Origin of the sequence: Paenibacillus kribbensis (assembly GCF_002240415.1) — a bacterium.
Taxonomy (GTDB): domain Bacteria; phylum Bacillota; class Bacilli; order Paenibacillales; family Paenibacillaceae; genus Paenibacillus; species Paenibacillus kribbensis.
Genome location: NZ_CP020028.1, coordinates 4,661,543 through 4,674,554, shown reverse-complemented (window position 1 = coordinate 4,674,554; position 13,012 = coordinate 4,661,543). Strand labels below are relative to the sequence as shown.

The 13,012-nt window shown below is 40.4% G+C and carries 11 protein-coding genes and 1 pseudogene; 8 read left to right on the top strand and 4 right to left on the bottom strand.

All coding sequences use genetic code 11. The features are described 5' to 3' along the window. The first annotated feature begins 273 nt into the window (after nt 1-273). The 3 genes from B4V02_RS20815 to B4V02_RS20805 all read left to right on the top strand — a co-directional run bounded on the left by B4V02_RS20815 (nt 274) and on the right by B4V02_RS20805 (nt 1,962). Nucleotides 274-807: a cupin domain-containing protein gene (locus B4V02_RS20815; protein ID WP_094156242.1), complete on the top strand. Its 534-nt coding sequence runs from the start codon at nt 274-276 to the stop codon at nt 805-807. Nucleotides 808-1,042: 235 nt separating this feature from the next. Continuing rightward, on the top strand, nt 1,043-1,339 hold the full coding sequence (locus B4V02_RS20810; protein WP_094156241.1) for a hypothetical protein: 297 nt from the start codon (nt 1,043-1,045) through the stop codon (nt 1,337-1,339). 254 nt (nt 1,340-1,593) lie between these two features. Further along, nucleotides 1,594-1,962 (top strand): copper amine oxidase N-terminal domain-containing protein, encoded by a 369-nt coding sequence (locus B4V02_RS20805; RefSeq protein ID WP_341865686.1) that lies wholly within the window; start codon nt 1,594-1,596, stop codon nt 1,960-1,962. Between the two features lie 468 nt (nt 1,963-2,430). Here B4V02_RS20805 and B4V02_RS20800 read toward each other — a convergent pair whose 3' ends face one another. The 3 genes and pseudogenes from B4V02_RS20800 to B4V02_RS20790 all read right to left on the bottom strand — a co-directional run bounded on the left by B4V02_RS20800 (nt 2,431) and on the right by B4V02_RS20790 (nt 7,601). Continuing rightward, on the bottom strand, nt 2,431-2,955 hold the full coding sequence (locus tag B4V02_RS20800) for a hypothetical protein (protein WP_094156240.1): 525 nt from the start codon (nt 2,953-2,955) through the stop codon (nt 2,431-2,433). Nucleotides 2,956-2,960: 5 nt separating this feature from the next. Continuing rightward, a pseudogene (locus B4V02_RS20795) lies at nt 2,961-5,890 on the bottom strand (contractile injection system protein, VgrG/Pvc8 family). A 553-nt stretch (nt 5,891-6,443) separates the two neighbouring features. Continuing rightward, nucleotides 6,444-7,601, bottom strand: a complete 1,158-nt coding sequence (locus B4V02_RS20790; RefSeq protein WP_094156239.1) for an alpha/beta hydrolase — start codon at nt 7,599-7,601, stop codon at nt 6,444-6,446. 148 nt (nt 7,602-7,749) lie between these two features. Here B4V02_RS20790 and B4V02_RS20785 point away from each other — a divergent pair, with 148 nt between their 5' ends. The 3 genes from B4V02_RS20785 (at nt 7,750) to bluB (ending at nt 10,303) form a co-directional block, all read left to right on the top strand. Then, on the top strand, nt 7,750-8,328 hold the full coding sequence (locus tag B4V02_RS20785) for a TetR/AcrR family transcriptional regulator (protein ID WP_094156238.1): 579 nt from the start codon (nt 7,750-7,752) through the stop codon (nt 8,326-8,328). A 427-nt stretch (nt 8,329-8,755) separates the two neighbouring features. Then, nucleotides 8,756-9,406 (top strand): hypothetical protein, encoded by a 651-nt coding sequence (locus B4V02_RS20780; protein WP_094156237.1) that lies wholly within the window; start codon nt 8,756-8,758, stop codon nt 9,404-9,406. 261 nt (nt 9,407-9,667) lie between these two features. Beyond that, entirely contained in the window at nt 9,668-10,303 is a 636-nt protein-coding gene (gene bluB, locus B4V02_RS20775) for a 5,6-dimethylbenzimidazole synthase (protein WP_094156236.1), read from the top strand. A gap of 43 nt (nt 10,304-10,346) precedes the next feature. On the opposite strand, the gene B4V02_RS20770 is transcribed toward bluB, so the two are convergent. After that, nucleotides 10,347-11,213: a LysR family transcriptional regulator gene (locus tag B4V02_RS20770; RefSeq protein ID WP_094156235.1), complete on the bottom strand. Its 867-nt coding sequence runs from the start codon at nt 11,211-11,213 to the stop codon at nt 10,347-10,349. A 118-nt stretch (nt 11,214-11,331) separates the two neighbouring features. On the opposite strand from B4V02_RS20770, the gene B4V02_RS20765 reads away from it, so the two are divergent. Continuing rightward, complete coding sequence (locus B4V02_RS20765; protein WP_094156234.1) at nt 11,332-11,826, top strand: GNAT family N-acetyltransferase; 495 nt, start codon at nt 11,332-11,334, stop codon at nt 11,824-11,826. A gap of 184 nt (nt 11,827-12,010) precedes the next feature. Continuing rightward, nucleotides 12,011-12,880, top strand: coding sequence for a GNAT family N-acetyltransferase (locus B4V02_RS20760; protein WP_094156233.1), 870 nt, complete (start codon nt 12,011-12,013; stop codon nt 12,878-12,880). Nucleotides 12,881-13,012 lie beyond the last annotated feature (132 nt).

Here is a 13,012-nt window from a genome sequence, read left to right as displayed (position 1 = left end):
TATTGGGACAGGTTGCCTGAGTCGGTCAAGAGTCTGAAATTTTATAATCGCAGTTTGTTATTTTGAGGCTTCTGCTAAAAAATATGTATTGAATCACTCGTTAAGCAAATGGACAGGTTACCTTCAATAACCATAAAAGATTGAATGTTAATTGTTTAGCATTTAGTGGAGCCATTCGTTTATGGCCTCAGGCACTTGCCCTTTTTAAAACCTTTATATAGGCAAGTGCATAGAATGAAAATAAACAATGAAATGCTGAGAGGAGAATGAATATTGTACCGTAATTCATGCTATCCATATCAATGGCATACTCCAATGCACGACTATTGGAATAACACCCGTTGGAGTAATAATTGGAATGGTTATTATTATAATGGGGGCAACACGAACGGGTATCCTTATCAATCAACAGATTATGGGCAAAGACCATTTGTAGTAAATATTGACCAAGCTGCTAAGCAAAATAATACTTACCGCACCGCTTTGTGGACAGGGAAACACCTTCAAGTAACCCTGATGAGTATTCATGTTGGAGATGATATTGGTTTAGAAGTTCATCCTACAACAGATCAATTCATACGTATTGAAGAAGGTCAGGGACTTGTTCAGATGGGTGCAAGTAAAGATAATTTGAATTTTCAAGCAATGGCCTGTGGTGGGTATGCAATTATGATACCTGCTGGAACATGGCACAATGTTACCAATACGGGAAATACCCCGCTTAAAATATATGTCATCTATGCGCCGCCTGAGCATCCATATGGTACGGTTCATGTAACAAAAGCGGATGCCATGTCTGCTGAATAAAGCCAATATTATTAATGGATCAAGTAAATGAGGTTGGAGTGGAGTATTAATGGTTAACGTTAACTCAACAAGGAACTACCTTAGTGAAGGTGGTTCTTTTATTTATTTAAGCAAAAATTACATAGCCCGTTTTGAAAGGATTCGATGAGATGCAAATTACCGAACAAATCATATTAGATTGTCTAAATGAACTCCATTCGACTGCATTAAAATGTGAAGAGTGAGTTTATCATTTATGTTAAAGAAAACTAAGATTACTCTTTCTACTCTACTTATGGCTGTTTGCATTCCAAGTTTGGCTGCAAATGCTCAAGATCAAGAACCTTCGTCGAATGAATTTAGCCAGTATATTAAAGACGCTATTGAGCAAGAAATCCAATTGTCGGCTCCAGCGGCTGCAAAAGGAATATCAACATTAAGCAATAAAGATTTTGACCATTCTGTTGATAGCCTTTTGGAAAAAGGAGTACTTAAACAGGATACAATTCAAAAAAAATCGAAAAGTTGCAGGATGCAGAAGTGGTTATATTGAATATTGACGAAGCTGGCGATCTAGTTGATGCTACTTCTTCAAAACAAGGAGATATTGAAAACCAATTTGAAAAGAAAAGGACTTCAGTTCTTTGGGCAGATGATCCAAAAGAATAACGAGGGGGTTCTAGTTTATAAATAGAGAGAGGTGGTACACCATTTTAAAATGTATAATTTTGCCCTTGTTTTTTATCTTTGTGTTCGTTTCTTTAGTTTCAGTTGAGAGCGCTTATGCGGTATTAGCCAAACGTAGTTATGATGTTGAAAATTTCTGTAAATAATAGCGCTTTGACAACAGACTCCTATCCATATACAGAGACTTCCACAAACACAACATATGTCCCTATTAAATTCATATCTGAGCGCTTGGGAGAGTCTGTCTCGTGGAACAGACCTAAACAAGAAGTTACAATTAAATCGAAGAATAGTACAATTGTACGATTAACCGTTGGTAGCAAAGTTGCATATGTGAACGATGAAGAAAAGATGATGCCGAATACTCCCGTTATGCCGGAATTTCCAAATCAGGTTATGGTTCCTCTTAGATTTGTTTCGGAGGTTCTGGGAGCTACAATAAATACAACTACGATCAATGGAACATTACATGTTAACATTAAGAAATAATGCTTGAGTGGTTGGGAATGAGTGACAAACCAATTGCTCTTCAAGTCTGGTACATAAGGCTTGAGGAGCAATTATAATAACAATTAATGCATAGCAGAAAAGGTTTGGAACAGGGGTTCGACTCCCGACTGAAAACTCGCCCATTGGGCTTTTGCTTTTAATCATTCGAAAAATGTAGACATGAAATGTTTAAGGCATAGAGTTTGATGAAGCTTGTAGCATTCTGCTACGTTTAAATCATGCCGTTGGTAAAACCGGTGGCGTAATGCTTCAAGAAACCAATCTGGCCAGTTTGACATTGTAAGTTCCCTTCCGTGGTTTGAGTGTGTGTATGTTAGCTCTGATGGGGAGGGATGGCAAGTTATTGTTTCTGTGTGGAAAAAAGCTCATTCCTTCTCATGGTTCAAGTTGGAATAAGCTTTTGAAATTTTAATATTAAGGTACACTTAAACCTAGTCAATTTCCATGTTACAGAATTTTAGATAATTTTGTACCATCAAACTTGTCACCCCATCCTCTATTTTCTTCTATAGAAAATTTTAGGAATGGTTCGATGCTTGGCAATGGAAAGTTATAATCTATCATGAACTTAATAATTCTCTCCAAAGATTTCAAACTGCTTTCACCGTATCCTTCGATTACAGTATAAGCATGACTGATACCAAGATCATAAATTCCTCGCAGTAAGGCATCGACTGATCCATCAATATTTTGATATAAGCTATACATATATATGAATTCATCTTTACTCAACCGCTCAAACTCTTCCTCCTCATATGTTTTAAACTCCGTTAGATTCTCAGGGATTAATTCAACAATTATATCATTCCAATCATCTAAGTATTGTATACTAGTGAATTTCCATAAATAATTCAAAATGATTTTCCAATCATTAACATCATATTTCAAGGCTATTATAGCGTTCTCAAAACAGCTAATTCCATATGCAACTCTACCTCTCATTGAAATATGCTTAAATTTTTCCATATCCATTATCACTAGTCTCCTTTATACCACCCGGTTAGTGCGTCAGCAACATTTCCTTTAAAAGTAAATGTACAGTTTTCGCAAGCTATTTTTGCTGCTCCAAACTCGTTTGGCGTTGTTTTAATAGTGTATATATATAAATCATTCACATTAGCCTTTTGGTTTAGCGCTTGATTCACTGCATCTACTTCTGCACAATTTCCTACTGCATATTCATTAAGAGAATCTTTTGGTAATAATCCTGGTTTGTCTTTGCTTCCAAATAAAATTGTATTCTTCTTATCTCCACTAAGTTGTATACCTTTATTCATTCCATAATAATATTTTCCTGTTTTTGCGTCATAGGCTACAGCAGCTGTATTGAAATTATCCATTTTTCTTTTTGAAGGAGCAAGCTTTTTCTGCATACTTGACCATTCAGTTGCAGCATCAAGTAATTTTTTATCAGAAGGTAACTTAGGCTTACCACTAGCCGTTCCCTCAGTTCTCGGTGCTTCAATAGGTTTGGAAGGTGCAGGCTTTCCGATTGGCGGTTCTTTAACGGTAGACTTTGGAACTTTAATTGATTTAGAAGGTATCTTTATATTCCCACCAAATTTAGCACCGTATAAACTTCCGACCATCTGAAATTCAGAAAATACACTACTAATAATAATCGCATTTGCCTGCCATTTTGGTATTTCTTCTCCTGTCCAATAGTTCTTTCCTTCTCTTGCTGCTTTAATTTGTTCTACGAAAATATCCACATTTTCTGGTTCGTGATGTAATTTGATTTCTCCATTTTTGATAGCTTCGTTATAGGCAAGAGAAGCTTGTGCAGCTTTCTGATCGGTAACTCCATTTTTACTGAGGACCCACATAGTACCTATAAATTTTTTATCATACTCATCGAAATTATAGGATACTTTGGCTTTTTCAGCTGCCATGTAGCTGTCATAATTGGCTCTCCAGCGTTGTCTTAGATCTACAGGGATCTGCTGATACGCATGAGCCATGGCATTAGACTCTTTTAGCAAGTTCTTAACCAGCTCTAGTGGGCCACCGGAATACGCTATATGACGCGCACTTGTATATGCTTTTCCTAAAATCCACTTGCTATAATAGGCTTGTCTCGCTTGCTCATGCTCGTATTGACTAATCAGTCCCTGAAGGGCTAAACCAGCCAAGTATTTCAATGGATGAACTCCGCTCCCCTTGCTGTTTCCTCCAATCGTAGGTGTTCCTTTGCTCCGAACGGGGATCGATGCAGTTGCTTGCAAAACCGTTGCTGCTACTTTACCTGCGGGTCCACCAACTGTATTTAACATTACACTAGCCACTTTCCCCATCACCGGAATGGAGCCTAATAGCTTGGACACCGTACCCATCAAGGCATTCGCCTGTTGAAGCTCTGCTGGACTGGTGACTTTTGCTTTAGGGGGAGAGGCTTGGCTGCTGATTGAGCTGCTTCATAGGCTTTGATGCTCATGAGTGGCGGCTCAGGTACAGGAGGGAGGTCAGCCACGAAAACAGGAGCTTTCACCGTACCTTCCTGATAAATCACTGGAGCTTTGGTATCCGTTTCACCATCCAGTACCATACTGCTGGCTCCGCCTTTTAGATACAGCGCCGTTCCAGCCTTGAGCGAAAGTTCCTCACCTGCATCGAGCTTCACGTGACCACCCTGAACCTGTACATCCCCCGGACTGTTGATGGTGATGCCAGTATCCTCGTGCAGTGTAATAGAAAATCCATCCGAGGTGGACAGGGTCAATTCTTGCTCAGACATTTCTACGCCGCTTCCCTGCACGTGTTGCCACACCTTCACATTCGGCTGTCCATTCGCGAGGCGTTGTTGTCGTAGCGAATCTGTCACATAGGCATCCTGTTCGTGGTGTGTAGGCAGATACAACTCGACCTGTTCCCCGATCTCAGGCATATCGTACCAACCGCTATGTTCTTCGGCCACATATCGAGTCGCCACGGGAAACCAACAGGCTTTTGCAGGATCTTGCTTGGGGTCAATATCCAGTTGAATCTGTACAAAATCCTGCTGTACCTTCAGCACCGTTCCTGTCAGCGAAATTCCAGTGGCTAGATCGTTCTCATACCGGATATAGCAGATATCCTGTTCGGCTTGAAGATCGTAACGGGTACGGAGTAAGCCATCTGCTAACTGTGTCACTGCTCGAACGACGACCAACTCTTTGCCTTGTCCAATGGGTAACGTAATGAGGTCGCCTATCGGGTAGTATTGCAGACTTTCGATCATATAGGTGACATAAGAGCCAGCACGTTGTTCTCCCGGCTTTTCTGCATCCAGGTCATGAAATGTTTTTCGCACCCGATAAAAAACATCCCGCTCCACCTTATGCTGCTTGCCTTCTGGCATCCCAAAGAAAACCTTGGGCGAGGCAGCGGTTACCTCCGGCACAAGTACGGAACCAAAGCGAGAAGCGAGACGTTTTAAAAACGCCCAATCGGTCTCATCATATTGTAAAACAAATGTCTCCAGTTTGGCATAGTTGCTTACGGTATCAATGGCATCTCCGTACTGATACTTCCGTATCATCGTAGTGACTAGATCATCATAAGTGCGGTGAATATCTTGATAGGAGCGTCTTTTCGCCTTAATATCCATCTGGTACGAATGGGAAGCGGCCTCCAGTTCAAATGTATATACGCCTCGTACACAATGTACAGACATACGCGTAACGATCCCGTGGAACAGTCTTCTTAGCGATTGTCCCTGATCATCCAACTGACGAATCACAATCGACTCTTGCTCCATATTCTGTCCAATGCAGGCTGATCCCTGTTCTTCGGAGAGCAACCCACTGATATGTAAAAAGGCATGATCATTGAGGGCGCGTGTTATTTGAAGTTGATCGATATGTTGTGGCTGAAAGGAACCATAAAAGCGGAGGCTTTCATAGCCAATTCCGGCTGATAGTAGGCTCAAGTGAGTTCATGACTCCTTTCCTAATGTGATGGCTGTTTCCAATTAACACTCGTCATTTTAAATTTGCTTCTGATAATAGAAGCCACAGATGGATACAAATTTGAGTCAAGATAGATATGTATTACTGAGTTTGTTGGGTACAAAACGTTCTTATTCGGATACAGATGTTCCGAGTAAGCTTTCATTCAAGGTACAAAAGGGGAAGAGGTGATATTTAATTACGAACCCAGCATATGTATTTATCGGTTGAAAGGGGGATTCAGTTTACAGAATGACCCATTGGAAGCGGTATTTACAATGTGTATTTTTGGAGATAGGGGAAATGGGGGAGGGGACGATGCCTTTTCTATATAAGCTCAAAAACATTCTAATTATTTATATGAATTTCGTACAGCTACAAAGCGCTATGGAGATTACATTCGCAGAGACATAGTAAGGGACATCGCTGTTTTTAAAAAACATATGTAGCAAAAACTCCCTTGAATAGTTATACATATGTGATGTATGTCAAAGGGAGCTTTTGTATAAAATTTATAGTTGCAGCTTCTAAGACTTAGTCTGTTTGTTCCATCCAATTTAGAATAACATGCAAAGCCAGTCCAATATTACCAATCTGACAGTGAGTATCAGATGTTTCATGAGGAGTAAACATTCTTGCTGAAAGTGATCGGACATTTGTTAGCGTCAAAATTTGATCTGTAAGCTGATTGATTGGCACGTAATGATCGTTTTGTCCTGCAAGCAGCAAGACATCCTGAGTTACTAAATGAGAGAAGTGATTCGCGTTGTAGGCCTTTGTGCCGTTAAGGAAGTCATAAGGGGTTTTGCTTCCTGTAACATGCATGCCTTGAGCAAGAGCCCATTCTAGCATTAAACTCTGCTTCATCAATTGAGCTAATGTATCATTTACGGTTTGCGAATCTCTCTCATCAATCATGATATTAAGCTTATCTCGGAAGGAAGAAGGAATTTGATGCGTTACCGCTTCATAAAAATCCGTCAATATATCATAGGCAACTGCTTTTTTAACTCTTGGTTCATATGCAGCTGCTCTCAAAACAAGATTGCCGCCTAAAGAGAGGCCTATAAGTGTTACATTTTCAACCTTGAAATAGTCAAGCAAACTTTTAACTGGTTTTTCCCATTCATGTGTCATTGGAATATTGTAGGTTTCCAAGACACTGCCTTGTCCTGGACCTTCAAAGATAATAACATCATATCCTGCATCTCTGAATACCATAGACATTCGGAAAAGCTCTTCGATATAACTGTCGAAACCTCCAAATAAAACCAAAGTCTTTTTCGGATTTTCTGCCGAAAGACGATAAGCGGAAAGATAGCCTCTTTCATAGGGAATTAAATAGTGCTGTTCATCTGTAATACTATAAGCTTCTTTGGAGAGCTGAATAAACTGATCACGTAAATTTAGCTTGAGTGAATTTGATTGTGGAATAAAAAACTCAGCGCCTCTGAAATAAAAGGCTGCACGTAATTTTGCATCTTTTTTCAAAGATTCGTTTCCAAGTTCTATAAAACGTTTAATTAATGTTTCATAGTTGTGAGCAGTTTTGCCTACTTCCCTCATTTCTTCAAGTAAGACATTATCATTGGTCCAGTTATAAAATACATTCATATGGAAGTTGACGCTTGCATCAGGATGCAGTTCATAGAGTCCTACCGGAAAATCATCAGGTTGCCATTTCTTTGTCATATTAAAACTCCTTTCAAATAAGTATGAATACAGCATAATATTCTTGTGTAATAGTCTTCAATCATTGACATATAGGGATTTGTTGCTTATACGACACGAATCTCATATATGATGATTATTATGTATATAGTAGACAGGAGGTATTAAAATGATTCGAAAAAAGGACTTACGTATTATAAAAACACAAAAAGTAATTCGGGATGCATTTATTGATTTGCTGGATAAGAGTGGATTTGAGGCTATTACCGTTCAGGAGATTGCGAATGCAGCTATGGTTAATCGTTCTACCTTTTATTTACACTATGTTGACAAGTATGATTTGCTGCAAAAAACGGCGGACCAAGCGTTGGCTAATATCATAGAATTGGTAGCACCTGAAACGCATATTGTTGATGGAAAACTAGAATATAACAGCTTTAAAGAAAATATTCGTGTAATTCTTAAAGTCGTGGAAGATGATGCGGTGCTATACAAGGTACTGCTTAATGATCCGCAGATGATAGAGATTAATCAAAAGTTTCAGCAAACCCTCATCAGAAAAATGGATGGCAGCTTCCCGGGTAATATCTTAATATCTCGGGATTTGTTCTTAGAATGGATGACATCTTTGTATATGTCAGTGATACGATGGTGGCTGAACCAAAACATGAAATATTCATCAAACTTCATCGCTGAAGAATTCATAAAACTATTAGTGATTGGCCCTGTAAAAACGGTTGGTTTTTAGGAGTATAGCTATATTTGTAGATTGTAGTGGATTTAAAAAAGACACCTTGCCTCCAAGACCCCACCAGGTTCAAGCGGCATCGTTTTTGACCGTTCAAGGCATGTGGAGTGCGTAGTAGTAATATATTGAGATAAGAAGCATTAATATCTTATCATTTCGAATGAATACTCATATTTATTTATGGGTATTTTTTATGTCTTTATATTTAAATGAATAACAGCTTATGTACTTGTTTTACGAGGCTGAGTTGGAAGGGGAAGCCGGAATATATATAGGAAATGGGGTATTACCGCTTGTTCCCTATTTTCGTGATGTTCGCCATATAGATCCTACTTTTTAGGAAAAAGAAGGAATTACATTCAAATTTGTTGAATTAACCCCGATAAGACAAATCAACATGTTTAACAGCATGAAAAGGGGAAGCTATATGATCTGGAATATAAGAAATTTTGTCATATTCGCATTTGTCATTTTAATGTGGATGATTATGGATCATTTACATGTCAATAATGTGCTAGCTTTTGTAATCATTTTTATCCTGATGTTTTTGATACTATATGTGCCTATTCTTTTTACTGTATTATGGGATTCTAATTTGAAGAGAATAGAGAAGTTTTTAATGTCGAATAAGAGCAAGCCAGAATACCATCTATTTTATGCTCTAGCCCATGAAATCGATGAAGAAGTAGAAGACTCAATCCGACTATTGCTCCAAAAGTATAAGGGAATTCACAAACAAGCGTTATATAAAACCGTTTTTGCTTTCTATAAAAAAGAAATCCTGACGGTTAAAGAAGAAATCGAGTTCATCAAACCACTGGCATATAAAAATTACTATCGAGCCATCGTGTGTATGGAAGAAGGAAATAATGCGGAAGCTCTCAAAATCATTCACGAGATTCCAACGCCTTGGATGAGAAACGCACTTCTCTCCGAATTGGAGTTGAAATCAAATCATCATGCAGCAGCTGAACTGGCACAACAAGCCTTACATCAATCCAAAGGTTTACAAAAGTATGTGTTATTTAAAACGTATCAACGGAAATTCCCTGAGATGAAGCCTGTTAAGGCAAGGTAACCTTAAAGAATTTGTGGTGAGATTATTCTAGGAATAACTGTATTGCTGAATCGGAGTAGAGGTTCGAATCGTGAAATATATGCGCGGGAGCTCTTTATGAAGGTATATATCAGAAAAGGTTTTGATCATGAAATTGCAAATCACATAAAAAACCTATTTCAATGTAAACTTGAGTCTAAAGCCCTGTTATAATCATTTGAGTACTGGTGTATTCTCAGTCTTATTTAGGCTGGGGATTTTTGTTTTAAGGGAGGAATTAAATTGTTAAATGATTCTGAAAGAGAAGGTATATTTAAAGCTATTTTTGAAAGGAGAGATATTCGATCCTTTAATGGAAAACCCATATCCAAAGATAAGTTAAACAACATATTAATGGCTGGTCACCATGCACCTTCCGTTGGTTTTATGCAACCTTGGGATTTTATTGTCATTGACTCTCAAGGGGTTAAAGAACGATTGGCGCATGCATGTCATAAAGAAATACAAGCATTGTCCATACACTATGAAGATGAAAAAAAGACAAGATTTCTCTCGCTAAAATTAGAGGGGATAAGGGAAGCACCAATAACAATCTGTATTACATGTGATCCCACAAGAGGTGGCGGACATGTAATTGGACGAAATTCTATTCCTGAAACAGATATTCTATCCGTCGCCTGTTGTATCCAAAATATGTGGTTGGCGTCTTATGCAGAAGGAATAGCTATGGGATGGGTTAGTTTTTACAAGAAAACAGATGTACGAGAAATACTAAATATTCCGCCACATATTGACCCTATTGCTTTGATTTCATTAGGATATACGGATGTTTATCCTACAAAACCAATCCTAGAGCAAGTGAATTGGGAGAGACGTCGAAATCTAAATAACCTAATACATCATAATGTCTGGGAATGATTTGAGTTCAACAAGATTATGTGCCTTTTAGAATGCGTCAAGATTATTGCACCGTTATTTGGGTGATGAACGTCTTCATTGCAGTACTGAGATAGGAGGTTTTGCGATAAACCAGACCGATCTTCCGTGTAGGAGCAGGATCTCTGAGGCTGATTTTGGTGATGGCAGGCAAATTAACTGTTTGGAGATAGGAGCGTGGCAGCACGGCTGCGCCAACACCTGTTATCGCGACCTGCAGCAGCGACTCCAAAGTGGAGAGCTCCAAGATCGGCTTGACGTGGAAGCCAGCGCTCTCACAATACTGGTTGAAGAACTGACGTACGAGAAACTTGGGCTGGAGCATGGCAAAGGGATGCGCCTGAAGCTCTGCGAGGGGGACGGTATCTGCTGCAGCGAGCGGGTGCCCTGCTGCGACGACCAATTGCAACTCGTCCTCGAACAGCTCAATGCTCTCTAGCTGTTCGTGATCCAGCGGTAGATAGACAATACCAAGATCAATCCGATTGGTTAGCAGTTCCTTCTTAACTTCTTCGGTCGCCAGTTCCTGGACCGACAGTTCAATCTCTGGATATTGCCGATGAAACGCAGCGATGGCAGGCAGAAGTAAATGATTGCCCGCACAGCCGATCCGCAGGCGGCCTCGCTTCATGCCTCGCAGTTCTTCGATGGCGGCCCGAGCTTGATCCAATTCGTGAAAGGCGTTTAACGCGTGGCTCCGCAAAATGTGCCCAGCCTCGGACAAATAAACCTTCTTGCCAATACGGGTAAACAACGGCATGCCTAGCTGGTGCTCTAGCAGCTGGATTTGGTGGCTGAGCGTTGGCTGGCTGATCGACAGTCTTTCGGCCGCCCGCGTAAAATGAAGCTCCTCGCAGACCATTAAAAAATAGGTCAATAACCGATGTTCCATTGGGTTGTCACCGTCCAATCATAGATAGTATCTATGATCTTAATATGAAAATCGACATTGATCAATCGTTCGTTTTTTTCTACAGTGGAGTAAAGCATACAAGAGGAGGAAACATATCATGCTCGAAACAGTACTCACGATCACTTCGATGAAGACGACCAACGAAGCTCATGCCTTTAAAACTCTTAACGAGGAATGGATCACTCGTTTCTTCACGATTGAAGAGGAGGATCGGGTTATCCTTGATAACCCGGTGGAGAATATCGTGAACAGAGGAGGAGATGTGCTCATCGCTCGTGCTGGAGATTCGATCGTCGGATGCGTTGCCCTCGTCCCGAGCGGAGCTGGCGTGTTCGAGCTATCGAAGATGAGCGTTACACCCGGGTCGCGGGGACGCGGATACGGACGGAGAATCATCGATGCCGCCATCGACCGCGCACGCGAGCTTGGTGCAACATCGCTCTTTTTGGGCAGTAGCACCAAGCTACCGAATGCTGTTCATCTTTACGAATCGGTTGGGTTCAAACATGTTCCTGTTGAGCGAATCGGACCCATGCCATATGTAAGAGCGGATGTGTTTATGGAGTTGGAACTATTGAACAAAAGGGAGTAATGCCGAAAAGGTAGTCGGGATGATATTGATTTGTATTAATATTAAGTTTAAATTGTAGTAATAAGATATCAAGGAGGTGGTCCCAATGGTAACCATGAACAAAAAACGGACAGTATATAGAAGGATAGCGCCTACTCGTCCTTAAACTGCGTGTTTCCTTCTTGATGAGGCAACCACAACCAACATGCAAAAATATAAAATTACGAAAATGAATGACTTTTCAAGTCACCAAATTGCGCAAATTCGAATGTTAGAACAACAGTGTAAGGAATTCGACGAATCAAGCTTGAGAATGGGCCTGGAAAGCCTTAAGGAAAACGGTGGAGATCAAGCCTTCCTGTGCCAAAGCGACAACCAATTCGTTGGTTTTCTCAGTTGGTATACCTCGGATGGAATCGAAGCTAATATGAACGGTATGGTTCATCCGGACTATCGCCGCCAAGGTGTATTCGGCTGCTTAATGGAAAGCGCTGCAGCAGAGATGCAAATTCAGGGTATCCAAACTTGCCGCTTTAGGGTTCCATCCAATTCCAGGCCTGGTATCGATTGCATAAGGCATTTGGGCGGGGATTTTAGCACAGCAGAATTCTCCATGAATTTGGCTCGGCCCCAGACCCCTACATTACGTCGCCCCGGCTTAATTTTGCGATTAGAAGAAGCTGATGATTTTGATTTTATGGTTACCTGTTCATCACAAGCCTTTGGGGATTCAGAAGCTTGGACAAGGAATTATTTTACACATACAAGAGAGCCTGAACGTGTTACCTACATCGCTGTGGACGGCTTGACGACGGTTGGAATGATCAGGGTTAATCACGTTGATACGGATATAGCCGTTATTCATGATTTCTGTGTGCTTCCAGCATACCAAGGCAAAGGATATGGCCGTGAAATTCTGGATTATGTAGTCAGTCTCTTGCTCAGCAAGCAGTGCACTCGGATACGCCTGGGGGTAGTTACTCAAAACAGACGTGCTTTGAGCCTCTACCAATCGGCAGGGTTTGAGATTTCTGCTGAGTCTCATTATTATGTGACCACTCTTAATAAGATGTAGTAAGCGGCGAGGCGCTACTATGCTCCTGGATAACGATATTTTAATAATCAAAAATGAAAAGGCAACCGAATGATTCGGCTGCCTTTTTCCGCTAAAGAGCAGAATAGTATGGGGAATAGTGGATAATAAATG